This window comes from Microbulbifer sp. GL-2, assembly GCF_007183175.1.
Lineage (GTDB): Bacteria > Pseudomonadota > Gammaproteobacteria > Pseudomonadales > Cellvibrionaceae > Microbulbifer.
In genome coordinates this window covers 1,184,370-1,205,403 of the sequence record NZ_AP019807.1, presented here as the reverse complement: position 1 = coordinate 1,205,403, position 21,034 = coordinate 1,184,370, and the positions used below count along the sequence as shown (strand labels likewise).

Here is a 21,034-nt window from a genome sequence, read left to right as displayed (position 1 = left end):
GGTGCTGGTATGAAAGCCAAAAACAAAAAGCTTGAGTTAAGAAAATTAGCAAGTGCCATTAAGGTATCAAGTTTTGCTTATGCAGGCCTGTTTGCAGGGCTGATCAGCCCTATGGCCCACGCCGGGCCTGAAGGCGGAACGGTAACCGGTGGTAGCGGCACCATTGATGTGAATGGCACGACGACAACGGTCGACCAGGTTACTGACCTGCTATCAATCGATTGGGATTCTTTTAATTTAACTAAAGAAGAACTGGTCCAATTCCTACAGCCAGACTCCTCCTCTATCGTGCTTAACCGGATTTTGGATCAGGATGTCACCACGATCCAAGGCGCGATAGAGGCCAATGGCCACGTTATCTTGGTAAACCCGCGAGGGGTTCTCTTTACTGAAACCGCCACCGTTAATGTCGGCGCGATAACCGCATCCGGACTCGATATGAGTCCTGAAGACTTTATGAATGGTGATTTTGCCTTTAAAGGCGAGTCGGGTTCTTCTGGGGTTGTTATTAACCGAGGTGTGATCAATGCGTCCAGCGCAGTCCTGGTTGGTAAGCAGGTTACAAACGCCTCTACCGGTTTGATCAGTGCTGAACTCGTCAGCCTGGCAGCAGCGGATGAAGCCTTATTAACTTTTGATGCCGATGGAATGATCGGCATCAAGGTCACTAAAGAGGTTATGGAAAATGATCTCGGCCTCGATAGTGCTGTTTTAAACGAAGGGGCCATCGACGGTGCCCAGGTTTTAATGGAAGCCAGCGTTTCCGGTGACCTGTTTACTGCTGCAGTGAACAATGAAGGCACAATAACCGCTCATGGTATTGATACCAGCGGAGGTAAGATCCGTCTGTTTGGTTCGGGATCCGGAGTTGTGAATAGTGGAACTCTGGATGCATCCGGCAGTGTGGGTGGTGAGGTAGTGCTGGAGGGTGACTTTGCCGAGCACAGTGGAGATATTTCAGTAGCGGCTGACTCTGGCAGCGGTGGTGAAGTTAACATTTTAGGTGATGAAGTGGTTGTCAGCGGGGATATTAATGCCCGCGGTACTACCTCCGGTGGTGAGGTCCTTATTGGCGGTGACTACCAGGGGGGCAACGAAGATATTCGAAATGCCAAAACCACCACGGTTACGGCAGAAGCCACTATCGATGCCAGTGGTATTGGCGATGCCGATGGCGGCACTGTTATTGTTTGGGCTGATGACACAACCAATTTTGGCGGCACGATTTTCGCCGAGTCCGGGGAAGATGGCGGTGATGGCGGCCTGGTAGAAACCTCCGGCAAGATTTACCTGAATCTGGATGAAGACAATATGTTTGTCTCCACCCTGAGTCACGGGGATGGAGAGACAGGCCTCTGGCTGTTGGACCCAGGTTGGATGGAGATCACCAGTAGTTGTGCTATTGATGCTAGCAATTGTGTTTCAACTGGGGCCCTTGTAGATGCTCTGGCCACTAGCGACGTTACTATCCAAGTGACGGATGCAGATTCGGGGTCATACAATGGAGATGGTTTGGAGCCAGGTGTCGGTGATGATGCGGATGCTTTTTCCTATGGTATCAGTGTCGTTGACGACATAGATTGGGGTGGTTTTACCACTCTTTTCTTACAGTCATATGCCGATGTTTCTATCGCTGATGGCGTAACAATTTCTGCCGACAATGGTGCTCTGGATATTCAGGCGGGAGGGTCATTTACCAACGCTGGAAGCATCGACGTTGTTGAATTTAACCTCGCTGTCGGGGTCGACCCTTTTAGCGGAACGATATCTGATACCACTAATACACTGGGCGATATTAAGGCTAATACAGCTACTGTCACTGGTGGAAGTGGCACTGATATTTTTATATTGTCAGATAATGATGATGCAATAACAATCGACGACGATAATGAGTTTACACTCGTCACCACTCCTTCTGGTGCTAATAATTCTAGTGCCACTATTTCCTTCACGGGTATTGAAGAAGTCGATTTAGGTGAAGGTGACAATAGCATTGCGGCCATTAGCAATACGACTGCGAGCCTTAGTGGAGTTGATAACGAAGCCAAAATCAGTGCTATTGATTTCAGTAATATCAGTAGCGTGACAGGCGGCAGTCTGGAAGGCTCTGATAGCGCAGATACTTTGGTGGTGACAAGTGGCACCAGCGTGACCGCTAACGGCATTAGCTTCAGCAGTTTATCCAGCACTACGATTGATACAAAAGACGGTGAGGATACTGTCACCGGTGCTGATGATAAAGATTGGACCTTAACCGGTAACAATTACCAAGCCACGAACAATGGCATCACCTTCAGCAATGTAGAATTCCTGACTGCAGTTAATGCAGATCTGATCGGCACGGGTGGTAACGATGCCTTTGTGCTGCAATCTGACACAGACGTTGCCATCTACAACATGACCATCTCCGGCATGTCTTCTGTTGAAGGTAATGGCGGTACGGATAGCCTGGATGCCAGCGCTTACAGCGCAGGTCTGGCTCTGACGGGTGCTGACAACCAGGTAACAGCCGAATCCGGCAACCTGACCTTCAACGCTATCGCCAGCGCGGTGACTGCGGTTCTAACCGGTACCAGCAGCGCGGACAGTTTTACCGTCGATGGCGATAACGCAGTTACCAGTTATGACATTGCCTTCACTGGTGTGAATACAGTGGATGCAGGTTCTGGCGGCGGCAGTGTTGCTGCACAGAGTATTGTGTCCCTGACCGGCACGGATAAAGAAGCTACCACCAACTTAATCGCCTTCAGCAATATCGACAGCGTATCGGGTGGCAGCCTGGAAGGGTCTGATAATGCAGATACCTTTGAGGTGAATAGTGGCACCTCCGTGACCGCCAACGGCATTAGCTTTAGCAGTTTATCCAGCACCACGATCGATACAAAAGACGGTGAGGATACTGTCACCGGTGCCGATGGCGAAGACTGGACCTTAACCGGTAACAATTACCAAGCCACGAACAATGGCATTACCTTCAGCAATGTAGAATTCCTGACCGCAGTGAATGCTGATCTGATCGGCACGACCGGCGCCGATGCCTTTGTGCTGCAGTCTGACGCAGACGTTGCCATCTACAACATGACCATCTCCGGTATGTCTTCTGTTGAAGGCAATGGCGGTACGGATAGCCTGGATGCCAGCGCTTACAGCGTAGGTCTGGCTCTGACAGGAACCGACAATCAGGCTAGCGCCGAATCCGGCAATCTGACCTTCAACGCTATCGCCAGTGCGGTGACTGCGGTTCTAACCGGTACCAGCGGAGCAGATAGCTTTACGGTAAGTGGCGATAATGCGGCCTCAGCATATGGTGTTGCTTTCACAGGCCTGAATACGATTGATGCGGCCGGCGGCACCGACAGTGTTACCGGTGCCAGCGGCGCAGATTGGGCCCTGACCGGGACTAACAAAGAAGCGACCAGTAGCAATATTACTTTTAGCGCTATTGAGACGATCACCGTAGTCAATGGCGACCTGGTAGGTACAGCGGGTGAAGATGACTTCGTACTGCAAGCCGATGCAGATGTTGCAGTCTATGAGATGACCGTTTCCGGCATGTCTGCAGTCGATGGCAATGGCGGCACGGATAGCCTGGATGCCAGCGCCTACAGCGCAGGCCTGGCTCTGACAGGAACCGATAATCAGGTAACTGCCGAGTCCGGCACTTTGACGTTCGACGGAATTGTGAGCGCGGTAACCTCCGCTCTGACAGGTACCAGCGGCGCGGATAGTTTTGTCGTGAATGGCGACAACACCGTGACCAGCTATGACATCGCCTTTACCAATGTGAGCACTGTCGACGGTGACGGCGATAGTGACAGCGTTACCGGTGCCAATGGCGAAGACTGGACCCTGACCGGCACGAATTACCAAGCCACCGGCAGCGGCATGATCTTTAGCAATGTCGAAGCTCTGACCGCCACCAATGCAGACTTGATTGGCACAACGGGTAACGATGCCTTTGTGCTGCAATCTGACGCAGACGTTGCCATCTACAATATGACCATCTCCGGCATGTCTGCGGTGGAAGGCAATGGCGGTACGGATAGCCTGGACGCCAGCACCTACAGTGATGGCCTGGCTCTGACGGGAACCGATAATCAGGTAACAGCCGAATCCGGCAGCCTGACCTTTAACGCTATTGCCAGCGCAATAACCGCCACCCTAACTGGTACCAGCAGCGCGGACAGTTTTACCGTTGATGGCGATAACGAAGTTACCAGTTATGAGATTGCCTTCACTGGTGTGAATACAGTGGATGCAGGTTCTGGCGGTGGCAATGTTGTTGCACAGAGTATTGTGTCCCTGACCGGCACGGATAAAGAAGCTACCACCAACTTAATCGCCTTCAGCAATATCGACAGCGTATCGGGTGGCAGCCTGGAAGGGTCTGATAATGCAGATACCTTTGAGGTGAATAGTGGCACAGCCGTGACCGCTAACGGCATTAGCTTTAGCAGTTTATCCAGCACTACGATTGATACAAAAGACGGTGAGGATACTGTCACCGGTGCCGATGGCGAAGACTGGACCTTAACCGGCAATAGTTACGAAGCCACTAACAATGGCATCACCTTTAGCAATGTAGAAACGTTGGCTGCCACTAATGCCGATCTGGTTGGTACGACGGGTGCCGATACCTTCGTTCTGCAGTCTGATGCAGATGTTGAAATCTACGGCATGACAATCTCCGGAATGTCAGCGGTGGAAGGTAATGGCGGCACGGATAGCCTGGATGCCAGCGCATACAGCGATGGCCTGGCCTTAACGGGTACCGACAATCAGGTGACAGCCGAATCCGGCAGCCTGACCTTCAACGCTATTGCCAGCGCAGTAACCGCCACCCTAACTGGTACCATCGGTGCGGATAGCTTTGCCGTCGATGGCGATAACGCAGTTACCAGTTATGACATTGCTTTCACCGGTGTTAGTACGGTCGATGCGGGTAACGGCGTCGATAGTGTAACGGCTCTAAGTGTTGTCACTCTCACCGGCACAGATAATCAAGCCTCAACGAACTCGATTCTATTCAGCAAAATTGATAGCGTGAGTGAGGGCAGCCTTCAAGCCTCCTCCGGTAATGATTCGTTTGAAGTCACTGGTGCCAATGCACTGACAGCGAATGAAATCGCATTTAGCAGTATCAGCAGTGTGGATGCGTTGGGTGGTGATGACAGCGTTACTGGTGCTGATGGCGAAGACTGGACCTTAACCGGTAACAATTACCAAGCCACGAACAATGGCATTACCTTCAGCAATGTAGAATTCCTGACCGCAGTTAATGCAGATCTGATCGGCACGACCGGCGCCGATGCCTTTGTGCTGCAGTCTGACGCAGACGTTGCCATCTACAACATGACCATCTCCGGTATGTCTGCGGTGGAAGGCAATGGCGGTACGGATAGCCTGGATGCCAGCGCTTACAGCGCAGGTCTGGCTCTGACGGGTGCTGACAACCAGGTAACAGCCGAATCCGGCAACCTGACCTTCAACGCTATCGCCAGCGCGGTGACTGCGGTTCTAACCGGTACCAGCAGTGCGGATAGTTTTACTGTCGATGGCGATAACGCAGTTACCAGTTATGACATTGCCTTTACCGGCGTGAATACAGTGGATGCAGGTTCTGGCGGCGGCAGTGTTGCTGCACAGAGTATTGTGTCCCTGACCGGCACGGATAAAGAAGCTACCACCAACTTAATCGCCTTCAGCAATATCGACAGCGTATCGGGTGGCAGCCTGGAAGGGTCTGATAATGCAGATACCTTTGCGGTGATTAGTGGCACCGCCGTGACCGCCAACGGCATTAGCTTTAGCAGTTTATCCAGTACTACGATTGATACAAAAGACGGTGAGGATACTGTCACCGGTGCCGATGGCGAAGACTGGACCTTAACCGGTAACAATTACCAAGCCACGAATAATGGCATTACCTTCAGCAATGTAGAAACCCTGACTGCAGTTAATGCAGATCTGATCGGCACGGGTGGTAACGATGCCTTTGTGCTGCAGTCTGACGCAGACGTTGCCATCTACAACATGACCATCTCCGGTATGTCTGCAGTGGAAGGCAATGGCGGTACGGATAGCCTGGATGCCAGTGTCTACAGCGCAGGCCTGGCCCTGACCGGAACCGATAATCAGGTAACGGCTGAATCCGGCAGCCTAACCTTTAATGATATCGCCAGCGCGGTGACTGCTGCTCTAACCGGCACCAGCGGTGCAGATAATTTTACGGTAAGTGGCGATAACGCGGCCTCAGCATATGGTGTTGCTTTCACAGGCCTGAATACGATTGATGCGGCTGGCGGCACCGACAGCGTTACCGGTGCTAGCGGCGCAGATTGGGCCCTGACCGGGACTAACAAAGAAGCGACCAGTAGCAGCATTACTTTTAGTGCGGTCGAGACGATCACCCTAGTCAATGGCGACTTGGTCGGTACAGCGGGTGAAGATGACTTCGTACTGCAAGCCGATGCAGATGTTGCAGTCTATGACATGACTGTTTCCGGCATGTCTGCAGTCGATGGCAATGGCGGCACGGATAGCCTGGATGCCAGCGCCTACAGCGCAGGCCTGGCTCTGACAGGAACCGATAATCAGGTAACTGCCGAGTCCGGCACTTTGACGTTCGACGGAATTGTGAGCGCGGTAACCTCTGCGCTGACAGGTACCAGCGGAGCGGATAGTTTTGTCGTGAATGGCGACAACGCCGTGACCAGCTATGACATCGCCTTTACCAATGTGAGCACCGTCGACGGTGACGGCGATACTGACAGCGTTACCGGTGCCAATGGCGAAGACTGGACCCTGACCGGCACGAATTACCAAGCCACCGGCAGCGACATGACCTTTAGCAATGTCGAAGCTCTGACCGCTACCAATGCAGATTTGATTGGCACAACGGGTAACGATGCCTTTGTGCTGCAATCTGACGCAGACGTTGCCATCTACAACATGACCATTTCCGGCATGTCTTCTGTTGAAGGCAATGGCGGTACCGATAGCCTGGATGCCAGCGCCTACAGCGCAGGCCTGGCTCTGACAGGAACCGATAATCAGGTAACTGCCGAATCCGGCAGCCTGACCTTCAACTCTATTGCCAGCGCAGTAACCGCCACCCTAACGGGTACCAGCAGCGCGGATAGTTTTACCGTCGATGGCGATAACGCAGTTACCAGTTATGAGATTGCCTTCACTGGTGTGAATACAGTAGATGCAGGTTCTGGCGGCGGCAGTGTTGCTGCACAGAGTGTTGTGACCCTGACCGGTACGGATAACGAAGCTACCACCAACTTAATCGCCTTCAGCAATATCGACAGCGTATCGGGCGGCAGCCTGGAAGGGTCTGATAATGCAGATACCTTTGTGGTGACCGGCAGTACCAGTGTTACGGCTAACGACATCCGTTTCAGTGGCTTCTCCGGTGCTATTGATGCGAAAGATGGTACAGACAGCGTTACTGGTGCCAGTGGCGAAGACTGGACTTTAACCGGCAATAATTACGAAGCCACGAACAATGGCATCACCTTTAGCAATGTAGAAACGCTGGCTGCCATCAGTGCCGATCTGGTTGGTACGACGGGTGCCGATATCTTCGTTCTTCAGTCTGATGCAGATGTTGAAATCTACGGCATGACCATCTCCGGTATGTCTGCGGTGGAAGGTAATGGCGGCACGGATAGCCTGGATGCCAGCGCTTACAGCGATGGCCTGGCTCTGACGGGAACCGACAATCAAGTTAGCGCCGAGTCCGGCAACCTGACCTTCAATGATATTGCCAGCGCGGTGACTGCGGTTCTAACCGGTACCAGCAGCGCGGATAGTTTTACCGTCGATGGCGATAACGCAGTTACCAGTTATGACATTGCCTTCACTGGTGTGAATACAGTGGATGCAGGTTCTGGCGGCGGCAGTGTTGCTGCACAGAGTATTGTGTCCCTGACCGGCACGGATAAAGAAGCTACCACCAACTTAATCGCCTTCAGCAATATCGACAGCGTATCGGGTGGCAGCCTGGAAGGGTCTGATAATGCAGATACCTTTGAGGTGAATAGTGGCACCGCCGTGACCGCCAACGGCATTAGCTTTAGCAGTTTATCCAGCACCACGATTGATACAAAAGACGGTGAGGATACTGTCACCGGTGCCGATGGCGAAGACTGGACTTTAACCGGCAATAGTTACGAAGCCACGAACAGTGGCATTACCTTTAGCAATGTAGAAACCCTGACTGCAGTTAATGCGGCTCTGATCGGCACGGGTGGTAACGATGCCTTTGTGCTGCAATCTGACGCAGACGTTGCCATCTACAACATGACCATCTCCGGCATGTCTTCTGTTGAAGGCAATGGCGGTACGGATAGCCTGGACGCCAGCACCTACAGTGATGGCCTGGCTCTGACGGGAACCGATAATCAGGTTAGCGCCGAATCCGGCAACCTGACCTTCAATGATATTGCCAGCGCAATAACCGCCACCCTAACGGGTACCAGCAGCACGGACAGTTTTACCGTCGATGGCGATAACGCAGTTACCAGTTATGACATTGCCTTCACCGGTGTTAGTACGGTCGATGCGGGTAACGGCATCGATAGTGTTGCGGCACTGGGTGTTGTCACTCTCACCGGCACAGATAATCAACTCTCTACAAACTCAATTCTGTTTAGCAATATTGACAGCGTGAGTGGAGGAAGCCTGGAAGCTTCTTCCGGTAATGATTCGTTTGAAGTTACTGGTGCCAATGCACTGACAGCGAATGCAATCGCATTTAGCAGTATCAGCAGTGTGGATGCGCTGGGTGGTGATGACAGTGTTACCGGTGCCGATGGCGAAGACTGGACCTTAACCGGTAACAATTACCAAGCCACGAACAATGGCATTACCTTCAGCAATGTAGAATTCCTGACCGCAGTTAATGCAGATCTGATCGGCACGACCGGCGCCGATGCCTTTGTGCTGCAGTCTGACGCAGACGTTGCCATCTACAACATGACCATCTCCGGCATGTCTTCTGTTGAAGGCAATGGCGGTACGGATAGCCTGGATGCCAGCGCTTACAGCGCAGGCCTAGCTCTGACGGGAACCGATAATCAGGTTAGCGCCGAATCCGGCAGCCTGACCTTCAACGCTATCGCCAGTGCGGTGACTGCGGTTCTAACCGGTACCAGCGGAGCAGATAGCTTTACGGTAAGTGGCGATAATGCGGCCTCAGCATATGGTGTTGCTTTCACAGGCCTGAATACGATTGATGCGGCCGGCGGCACCGACAGTGTTACCGGTGCCAGCGGCGCAGATTGGGCCCTGACCGGGACTAACAAAGAAGCGACCAGTAGCAATATTACTTTTAGCGCTATTGAGACGATCACCGTAGTCAATGGCGACCTAGTAGGTACAGCGGGTGAAGATGACTTCGTACTGCAAGCCGATGCAGATGTTGCAGTCTATGAGATGACCGTTTCCGGCATGTCTGCAGTCGATGGCAATGGCGGCACGGATAGCCTGGATGCCAGCGCCTACAGCGCAGGCCTGGCTCTGACAGGAACCGATAATCAGGTAACTGCCGAGTCCGGCACTTTGACGTTCGACGGAATTGTGAGCGCGGTAACCTCTGCGCTGACAGGTACCAGCGGAGCGGATAGTTTTGTCGTGAATGGCGACAACGCCGTGACCAGCTATGACATCGCCTTTACCAATGTGAGCACCGTCGACGGTGACGGCGATACTGACAGCGTTACCGGTGCCAATGGCGAAGACTGGACCCTGACCGGCACGAATTACCAAGCCACCGGCAGCGACATGACCTTTAGCAATGTCGAAGCTCTGACCGCTACCAATGCAGATTTGATTGGCACAACGGGTAATGATGCCTTTGTGCTGCAATCTGACGCAGACGTTGCCATCTACAACATGACCATTTCCGGCATGTCTTCTGTTGAAGGTAATGGCGGTACCGATAGCCTGGATGCCAGCGCTTACAGCGCAGGCCTGGCTCTGACGGGAACCGATAATCAGGTTAGCGCCGAGTCCGGCAACCTGACCTTCAATGATATTGCCAGCGCGGTGACTGCGGTTCTAACCGGTACCAGCAGCGCGGATAGTTTTACCGTCGATGGCGATAACGCAGTTACCAGTTATGACATTGCCTTCACCGGTGTTAGTACGGTCGATGCGGGTAACGGCATCGATAGTGTTGCGGCACTGGGTGTTGTCACTCTCACCGGCACAGATAATCAAGTCTCTACAAACTCGATTCTATTCAGCAATATTGACAGCGTGAGTGGAGGAAGCCTGGAAGCTTCTTCCGGTAATGATTCGTTTGAAGTTACTGGTGCCAATGCACTGACAGCGAATGCAATCGCATTTAGCAGTATCAGCAGTGTGGATGCGCTGGGTGGTGATGACAGTGTTACCGGTGCCGATGGCGAAGACTGGACCTTAACTGGTAACAATTACCAAGCCACGAACAATGGCATTACCTTCAGCAATGTAGAATTCCTGACCGCAGTTAATGCAGATCTGATCGGCACGACCGGCGCCGATGCCTTTGTGCTGCAGTCTGACGCAGACGTTGCCATCTACAACATGACCATCTCCGGCATGTCTTCTGTTGAAGGCAATGGCGGTACGGATAGCCTGGATGCCAGCGCTTACAGCGCAGGCCTGGCTCTGACGGGAACCGATAATCAGGTTAGCGCCGAATCCGGCAATCTGACCTTCAACGCTATCGCCAGTGCGGTGACTGCGGTTCTAACCGGTACCAGCGGAGCAGATAGCTTTACGGTAAGTGGCGATAATGCGGCCTCAGCATATGGTGTTGCTTTCACAGGCCTGAATACGATTGATGCGGCCGGCGGCACCGACAGTGTTACCGGTGCCAGCGGCGCAGATTGGGCCCTGACCGGGACTAACAAAGAAGCGACCAGTAGCAATATTACTTTTAGCGCTATTGAGACGATCACCGTAGTCAATGGCGACCTGGTAGGTACAGCGGGTGAAGATGACTTCGTACTGCAAGCCGATGCAGATGTTGCAGTCTATGAGATGACCGTTTCCGGCATGTCTGCAGTCGATGGCAATGGCGGCACGGATAGCCTGGATGCCAGCGCCTACAGCGCAGGCCTGGCTCTGACAGGAACCGATAATCAGGTAACTGCCGAGTCCGGCACTTTGACGTTCGACGGAATTGTGAGCGCGGTAACCTCTGCGCTGACAGGTACCAGCGGAGCGGATAGTTTTGTCGTGAATGGCGACAACGCCGTGACCAGCTATGACATCGCCTTTACCAATGTGAGCACCGTCGACGGTGACGGCGATACTGACAGCGTTACCGGTGCCAATGGCGAAGACTGGACCCTGACCGGCACGAATTACCAAGCCACCGGCAGCGACATGACCTTTAGCAATGTCGAAGCTCTGACCGCTACCAATGCAGATTTGATTGGCACAACGGGTAATGATGCCTTTGTGCTGCAATCTGACGCAGACGTTGCCATCTACAACATGACCATTTCCGGCATGTCTTCTGTTGAAGGTAATGGCGGTACCGATAGCCTGGACGCCAGCGCCTACAGTGATGGCCTGGCTCTGACAGGAACCGACAATCAAGTTAGCGCCGAATCCGGCAACCTGACCTTCAACGCTATTGCCAGCGCAATAACCGCCACCCTAACGGGTACCAGCAGCGCGGACAGTTTTACCGTTGATGGCGATAACGCAGTTACCAGTTATGAGATTGCCTTCACTGGTGTGAATACAGTGGATGCAGAAAATAGCACTGATAGTGTAACTGGTGCAGATGGCGCCAACTGGACCCTGACCGGTACAGGTAATGAGGCAATTAGCAGCGGTATTACTTTCAGCAATATAGATATTATTGCCGCGACCAATGCAGACCTTTTGGGTAGCACTGGTGCAGATGCATTTGTTTTGCAGTCTGATGCCGATATTGAAGTTTACGGTTTGACGATATCTGGCATATCAGAAGTAGATGGCAATGGCGGTACTGACAGCCTGGATGCCAGCGCTTACAGCGATGGCCTGGCCCTGACAGGAACCGACAACCAGATAACGGCCGAATCCGGAAGCCTGATTTTTAATGATATTGCCAGCGCAGTAACTTCCACCCTAACTGGTACCAGCGGCGCGGATAGCTTTACCGTTAATGGTGATAACCAAGTTACCAGTTATGAGATTGCCTTCACCGGCGTTAATACAGTCGATGCGGGTAACGGCACCGACAGCGTAGCGGCTCTTAGTGTTGTCACCCTCACCGGCATAGATAACCAAGCTTCAACGAACTCGATTCTGTTTAACAATATTGACACCGTGAGTGGGGGCAGCCTTCAAGCCTCCTCCGGTAATGACTCGTTTGAAGTCACTGGTGCCAATGCACTGGCAGCGAATGAAATTGAATTTAGCAGTATCAGCAGCGTGGATGCGCGGGGTGGTGATGACAGCGTTACTGGTGCTGATGGTGAAGATTGGACCTTAACCGGCAACAATTACCAAGCCACGAACAATGGCATCACTTTTAGCAGTGTGGAAATCCTGACCGCAGTGAATGCAGATCTGATCGGCACGAGTGGTAACGATGCCTTTGTGCTGCAGTCTGACGCAGACGTTGCCATCTATAACATGACCATCTCCGGCATGTCTTCTGTTGAAGGTAATGGCGGTACGGATAGCCTGGATGCCAGCGCTTACAGCGCAGGTCTGGCCCTGACAGGAACCGACAACCAGGTAACAGCCGAATCCGGCAGCCTGGCCTTCAACGCTATCGCCAGTGCGGTGACTGCTGTTCTAACCGGTACCAGCAGTGCGGATAGCTTTACCGTCGATGGGGATAACGCCGTCACCAGTTACGATATTGCCTTTACAAGCGTTAGTACTATCGATGCAGGGGATAATACAGACAGTGTTGTTGGTGCTGATGGAGAAGACTGGGCTCTGACCGGCACGAATTATGAAGCAACAGGCAGCGATATTGTCTTCAGTGGCGTAGAAGTTCTCACCGCTACCAATGCAGATCTGGTCGGAACGAGTGATGCCGACGCCTTTGTTCTGCAGTCTAATGCAGACGTTGAAGCCTATGGCATGACGGTTTCTGGCATGTCCGCAGTCGATGGCAATGGTGGAGATGACAGCCTGGATGCCAGCGCCTACAGCGATGGCCTGGCTCTGACAGGTACAAATAATCAAGTTACAGCAGAATCTGGCAACCTGATCTTTCATGGCATCGTTAGCGCTGTCACCTCAGCATTAACTGGTAGCAGCAGCACCGATAGCTTCGTAGTGGATGGAGGTAATGCAGTTTCCAGCTACAGCATTGCCTTTACCGGTGTTAGCACAGTCGACGCAGCTAATGGCACAGATAGCATTACCGGTGCAAGCGGTTCTGACTGGACTCTAACCGGTAATAACAAAGAAGTAATTGGCAGCGGAATCACCTTTAGCGATGCAGAAACTCTTGTCACGGTAAGTGCGAACCTGGTGGGTACTACCGGTGAAGATGTTTTTGTTTTGCAGTCTGATGCGGATGTTGAAGTTTATGGCATGACGGTTTCCGGCATGTCTGCTGTGGAGGGCAATGGTGGTGATGACAGCCTGGATGCCAGTGCTTATAGCGATGGATTAACCCTAACGGGTACCAGCAAACAGGTTACCGCAGAGTCTGGCACTCTTACCTTCGACGGTATTGTCAGCGCCGTTACTGCAACACTTACTGCCACTAGCGGCTCAGATAGCTTTACGGTAGACAGTGCTAATGCCGCCACTGTTTATGACATCGCCTTTACGGGCCTGAGCACCATCGATGCGGGAGAGGGGGCAGACAGTGTCACTGGTGCAAGTGGTGCTGATTGGACTTTAACCGGCAATGATTATGAGGCCACTAACAGCAGTATTACTTTCAGCAGAGTAGAAACTATTACTGCTGTAAATGCCGACCTCATGGGCACGGCCAACGCTGATGCCTTTGTGTTGCAGTCCGCTGGCGATATCGAAGTTTACGGTATGACCGTCTCCGGTATGTCTGCCGTGGATGCGCGAGGGGGTGATGACAGCTTGGATGCCAGTGCCTATAGCGACGGCCTGACATTGACAGGCAGCGACGGCCAGGTAACCGCCGGCTCTCTGGCCTTCAGCAGTATTGCGAGTGCTGTAACATCATCGCTAACCGGTACCAGTGGTGCAGATAGCTTTACTGTGGATGGCAATAATGCTGTCTCTAGCTACGATATTGCCTTTACCGGTGTAAGCACCTTGGATGCAGATGGCGGCACAGACAGTGTGAGCGGCGCAGGCGGTGCTGACTGGACTTTGAGCGGTACCAACAATCAGGCTGCGAGCAGTGGGATCACCTTTAGCAATGTCGATAGCCTGACTATTGTGAATGCGGACCTGGTCGGTACGACAAGTGCCGATGCCTTCGTGTTGCAGTCCGGTGGTGATATTGAAGTTTACGATATGACTATCTCTGGCATGTCCGCAGTTGACGGTAATGGCGGCGGGGATAATTTAGACGCCAGCTCCTACAGTGATGGATTGACTCTCACTGGCGCCTCTAATCAAGTAGCGGCAGGCTCCCTGACTTTTGATGGCATTGTAAGCGCGGTAGCTTCGATACTAACCGGTACTAGCGGTGCAGATAGTATTACTGTGGATGGTAACAATGCCGTCACCAGTTATGACATTGCCTTTACCGGAGTAAGCACCATTGATGCTGGTACTGGTACCGACAGTGTTACCGGTGCTGATGGTGAAGATTGGACTCTAACGGGCTCGGATAACCAGGCCACTGGCAGCGGTATCACCTTTAGCAATGTAGATAGCCTCACCACCGTGAATGCAGATCTGATCGGCACTACAGGTGCTGATGACTTTGTTCTGCAATCGGATGCCGATGTTGAAGCTTATGGCATAACAGTTTCTGGCATGTCTTCGGTCGAGGGCAATGGCGGTAATGACAGCCTGGATGCCAGTGCTTACAGTGATGGCTTGGCCCTGACAGGAACAGATAACCAGGTTACCGCAGAATCTGGTGCCCTGATATTCAATAGTATCTTCAGTGCAGTGAGCTCAACGTTAACTGCAACCAGCGGCTCGGATAATTTCACCGTAGATAGCGATAACGCCACTACCATCTATGACATCGCCTTCACTGGCCTGAGCAGCATTGATGCAGCTGGTGGTGCAGATACTGTGACAGGAGCTGATGGTGCCGATTGGACCCTGACCGGTAATGATTATGAGGCAACGAATAGTGGAATTACTTTTGGCAGTGTAGAAACGCTTATTGCTACCAATGCCAACCTGCTGGGAAGCAGTAGTGCCGATGCCTTTGCGCTGCAATCGACTGGAGACATTGAGGTCTACAGTATGACGGTCTCAGGTATGTCGGCAGTCTATGGCCAGGGTGGTAATGATAGCCTGGATGCCAGCGCCTATAGTGATGGCCTGACGCTCACCGGCACTGACAATCAAGTAACGGCGGGTAGCCTGACTTTTGATGGCATCGTCAGCGCTGTAACTTCGGCGTTAACAGGCACTAGTGGAGCGGATAGCTTTACTGTAGACGGGGATAATGCAGCGACCAGCTACGATATCGCTTTTACCGGATTGAGCACTATTAATGCTCTAGATGGTAACGATACTGCTACCGGTGCAGATGGTGCTGATTGGAGCCTGACGGGAGCTGACAACAAGGCTGTTAACAGCAGTATCACTTTTAGCAATATCGAGAACCTTACTGCCGTAAATGCCGATTTGGTTGCTACAACTGGCGATGACGCATTTGTGCTGCAGTCTGATGCAGATGTGGAAGTTTACGGCATGACCGTATCCGCCATGTCTGCAGTCGATGGTAATGGCGGTGACGACAGCTTGGATGCCAGTGCCTACAGCGATGGGCTTTCTTTAACTGGTACTGATAACCAAGTAAACGCCGGCTCACTATCTTTCTATAGCATTTCCAGTGCGGTCACTTCTATCCTGACAAACACCCATGATTCTGCTCAGTTCGAATTGCAGGGGGATCAGGCATTAGAAACAGCAGGTATCAGTTTTACTGGCCTTGAAGAAGTGAAAACTTCGGGCAGTAATGACACCCTGGTGGCTACAGACAGTGCTGATAACTTTACCCTCAACTCCGATGGCGATATCAGCGTTGCGGGCATCGACTTCAGTGGGTTGGAGATTGTAGATGGCGCAGGTGGTAGCGACACCGTCAGCGCTGATGGAGCCACCTGGACTTCGACCAGTTCCGGCAACTCCCTAGTTGATGGCAGTGTAGAGGCCGAAGTTAATGGCCTGACCGTCTATTTTGAAAACCTCGAACTGGTAGAAGGGGCAGGAAGTTATATTGGCCAGGATATCGATGGTGAGTATGAGTTTAGTGCTCTGGATACCATGACGATTGGCGGAGTAACCTTTGCCGACCTGAATAGTGTTGCTGCGGGTTCAGGCACAGATACCGTTTATGGCGCAGATATTGATGCTGTCTGGGATATTAATGATTCTGAGCACACTGTTTCCAGTGGTGGAACATCGCTCACGATTACTGGTATCGAGTCTATAACTGCCGGCTCAGGTGCTGACAAGTTTAATTTAAATGGTGGTGAGCTCACTGGAATTGATACTGGTGCCGGTAATGATACCGTCACCTTCTCAGGCACTGTGATTGACAGTATTTTCCTTGGAGCGGGCAATGACCTACTGACGGTAGAAACGGATGTTGGTCAAGGTGTAGAGCTTGCTGGTGGAGGCGGATCTGATGATTTCCAATACAACCTGTCCGGTGCGACCTGGGAGCTTTATAGCACTGGCAATCAGGTAGGTAACTTCAGTTTTGCTGGCTTCGAATACCTGGACAATGCCTCTGACAGTATTACCGTCCTGACCGATCTGGCGTTTGATTTTGAAGATGGTGGAAGCAGATCCGAAAGCTTCAATAAAAATGGGGCCGGGCTCCAGTTCAGCGATATGCGGCTGGGCTATGATGGCGAAGGCGATGTATATGTCACGAGTAGCGGAACAGAAACCATTGGCGGCAACCTGACCGCTGATCGTGCCGAACTGGTTGTTGCTGGCGATGTGGATATCGAGACCGATGTGAGCGTCTTGGCTATTGCCACCTCGGGTGCGGATATCAATATCAGTGTGCAGGCTACAGGGGATCTCGTGATCGACGAGATTGATGCAGGGCGGGGCACTGTCTCCCTGGCCAGCTCCAGCTTTGGCACCCTAACGGCTGAAACATATGGAGATACCCATATCACAGCATCTGCTGTGACCCTGGGAACGGAAACTGAGTTGTGGACCATTATTGGTGAGGCGACTAATCCTCTCCGCATGGACGTCACCAATACATTGGATATCTATTCCGTCAGTTACTATGAGCCTGACTTTATTGGACAGATCCCGACGGTGACCAGTACTGGTGATGAGCTGCAGTCAGTTGCCGGTGCCCAGGCATCCCAGGGCCTCAAGTCAGCAGTTCAAAATGCGGTAGAGGATTTCAGCCATGTAGATCCCGCGATCTTTAGCGCTGTGAAGCCTTATAGTAGTGGTGTGGATGCGGTGAACTCCCCTGAGATGCGTCTGAAATCCGGGGAGTTATTGCCTTCCACGGTCTCTACAGACGATGAGTCTGCCCCAGGTTCAGAGTTTGATGCGGTACTGGATGCTGGCGTCAATGAGGTTTCTGATGATATAGCCAGTGCGGGGGGCTGATTAGTCTCGGTGATTCAAGTCACAGCTTAAGTGAATAAAATGCCGGTCTTTATGGACCGGTTTTTTTTGACCTTAAAGCCCCGCAGAGAAATTACGGAATTAGTCAGAGGCCTCTGAGCTAAAAATCCCTGGGCTGGTGCAGAGAAGTTCAGACAGAGTTGCTGGGAAAATTTTAATTCTCCACAACGAAAAAAGGCCAACTCTTACGAGTCAGCCTTTTTAGAATTGGTGCCCAGGAGAGGACTTGAACCTCCACGACCGTTAGGTCACTAGCACCTGAAGCTAGCGCGTCTACCAATTCCGCCACCTGGGCAAATCAACGTGTGCTCCGTTGAGGACGCGAACTATAGAGATCTGTTGCAGGGGTGTCAACGGCTATATAGCGCCTTTTTCAACATATCTTCTGGTGCTAGGGGAAATTCGCCGAAGTCGCTTATAATGCGTGCAATAGCGGCGAAATCTTGATCAATCACTCTCTGTCTCCGCCGCCTGCCTTTGACCGGATAATCTCCGGATGCTGCCTTATATTTGGCGGCTACCTCAACAACGGATGCTGTTTTGACACAAAAAAATACTTCAGAGCCCCTCGACGCTGATCCCAATGCCCAGCGAGAGGCGGAGAAATATGAAAAGCCTGTTCCCAGTCGTGAATTCCTACTGCAATTGTTAGAACAGCAGGCCGGCCCTGTGCCCTGGGAGTCGGTCGCGGATCTTTTGGAACTGCAGGATGATGACCGGCGCGAAGGGGTGCGTCGGCGCTTGATAGCCATGTCCCGCGACGGGCAGATTGCCAGCAACCGCTCCGGTGACTTCGGTGTGCTGGATAAAATGAGCCTGGTGCGCGGTCGAGTCATTGGCCATCGCGATGGTTTTGGCTTTGTTATTCCCGGAGATGGTGGTACCGACCTGTTTTTATCCCACCGACAGATGCGCAAAGTGTTTGATGGTGATGAGGTATTGGTACGCGAGACCCCTGGCGGTTTTCGCGGCAAGCGTGAAGGCGCAGTGGTTCGGGTTATCAAACAGAATACCGAACAACTGGCTGGGCGCTTTTATCGGGAGAACGGTATTTGCTTCGTGCGACCCGACAACCCCCGTATCAACCTCGATATTATGGTGGCAGCAGAGGATGCCGAGGGCACAGAGCACGGCCAGTATGTGGTGGTAAAAATTGTCACCCAGCCGGGGCGAGACCGTGTGCCACAGGGAGAAGTGATCGAGGTACTCGGTGACCATTTGGCGCCGGGCATGGAAATTGATGTCGCAATACGGAACTACGGTATACCGCACACTTGGCCGAGCGCACTGCAGGCAGAGGTGGATGCGATTGCCGATGAGGTAGCAGAGGAGGACAAAAAAGCTCGGGTGGATCTTCGTCAACTGCCCCTGGTAACCATTGATGGAGAAGATGCGCGGGACTTTGACGATGCCGTCTACTGCGAGCTGTTAGCGGATAACAGTTGGAAACTGCTGGTGGCGATTGCCGATGTCTCCCATTATGTGCGCCCCGGCTCTATTTTGGATGAGGAGGCCCACAGTCGCGGCAACTCGGTTTATTTCCCCGATTTTGTTGTGCCCATGCTGCCGGAAAAATTGTCCAATGGGCTCTGTTCTCTCAATCCGATGGTGGATCGGTTGTGCATGGTATGTGAGATGCACATTGGCGGCGCAGGTGAAATCCTCGATTATCGTTTCTTCGAAGGAGCGATGCGCAGCCATGCCCGTCTTACTTATACCCAGGTAGGGCAAATACTGGAAGAGCGTGATAACCGGGATAGCGGCTTGCGCAAGCAGTTTTCGGCACTGACCCCACACTTGGATAATTTACACGATCTATACCTGGCTTTACGCGGGGCCCGCGACCGCCGTGGGGCCATCGACTTCGAAACAACCGAGACCCGTATCCTTTTCGACAGTAATCGTAAGATTGAGCGAATAGTCCCTGTTGTGCGCAACGATGCCCACAAACTCATAGAAGAGTGCATGCTGGCGGCAAATGTCTGTGCTGCAAACCTGATGGAGCTGTCAGGTTTACCTTCACTTTATCGCGTACACGATGCGCCCAAAGAGGAAAAGCTCAGTAATCTGCGTGAGTATCTGGGCGAGCTGGGCTTGCGCTTGCCCGGTGGTGCGGAGCCCCAACCCGGGGATTTCCAGGCGCTTCTACAGCAGGTCGAGGGGCGTGCAGATGCCCACATTATCCAGGTAATGTTGCTGCGCTCCATGAATCAGGCGGTGTACCAGCCGGAGAACCGTGGTCACTTTGGGTTGGATTATCGTGCCTATGCCCACTTTACTTCGCCTATCCGCCGCTACCCTGATCTGCTGTTACATCGGGCCCTGCGTTGGTTGATTCGCAATGGCAGCGCAAATGAGCAGACGGTGGCGAAAAAGGTTCATACAGTACCCGGTGCCAAGCCCATCAATCGAGAGCAGATACTTCCTTACGATATGCCGGCGATGGTGCAGCTCGGTGAGCAGTGCTCATTGACTGAGCGTCGTGCTGATGATGCAACTCGCGATGTAGTCAGCTGGCTCAAATGTGAGTACCTGCAGGATCATGTGGGCGAGGTTTACCCAGGGGTGATCAGTGCAGTGACCGGCTTCGGCTTGTTTGTCGAGCTGGATAATCTTTACGTGGAGGGGTTGATCCATGTTACTGCGCTGCCGAAGGACTATTACCGTTTTGAGCAGGCACACCAGAGACTGATTGGCGAGCGCAGCGGTAAGAGATATCACCTTGGCGATTCGGTTACCGTTCAGGTGGCAAGGGTTGACCTGGAGGAGCGCAAGGTCGATTTTACCCTTGAGGGACTGGTGCCCCGGAGTAAGCAAAAAAATAAAGTGAGCGTAGACAAAGACCATACGACCAAGGTCAGCGCTCGCGCTATGGAAATGGCTGTGGAGCACCAGCAGGAGCGAGAGCGCCGGGGTAAGCAAAAGAAAAGTGCTGAGCGTGAGGTTGGCATAAGCCCATGGGCCAAGCATGCGGAAACCTCAGTGGAGGCGACACCATTTCGTAAACGCAAAGTCGGTTCCAAAGATGCTGTTCCTGTGGAGAAGTCCATGGAGAGCAAGTCGCCCTCCATTGATGAAAAACCGGAAAGCGGAACAGCGGATCAGCAGAAAGCCGATACTCCAATAAAGCGCCGCGGCAGTAAGCGTACACCGACGCGTAAAGGTGGTAAGCGCCCGGCAGTAGCCGCGCGTAAGGCCGCACAAAAAGCGGAAAAGTCCCAGACTCGTTCCGGTAAAGTAAAAAAGAAGAAAGTTTCTTCTAAAAGTAAAAAGAAAAAGTGATTGAGGGTTA

The 21,034-nt window shown here is 52.5% G+C and carries 2 protein-coding genes and 1 tRNA gene; 2 read left to right on the top strand and 1 reads right to left on the bottom strand.

What is annotated here, in order from left to right:
* Positions 1–9 precede the first annotated feature (9 nt).
* Positions 10–17,724, top strand: coding sequence for a filamentous hemagglutinin N-terminal domain-containing protein (locus tag GL2_RS05210; RefSeq protein ID WP_143729604.1), 17,715 nt, complete (start codon positions 10–12; stop codon positions 17,722–17,724).
* Positions 17,725–17,950: 226 nt separating this feature from the next.
* On the opposite strand, the gene GL2_RS05205 is transcribed toward GL2_RS05210, so the two are convergent.
* A tRNA-Leu gene (locus GL2_RS05205) sits at positions 17,951–18,037 on the bottom strand.
* A gap of 245 nt (positions 18,038–18,282) precedes the next feature.
* Between GL2_RS05205 and rnr the strand changes: the two genes are divergently transcribed.
* On the top strand, positions 18,283–21,024 hold the full coding sequence (gene rnr, locus GL2_RS05200; RefSeq protein ID WP_143729603.1) for a ribonuclease R: 2,742 nt from the start codon (positions 18,283–18,285) through the stop codon (positions 21,022–21,024).
* Positions 21,025–21,034: the final 10 nt, after the last annotated feature.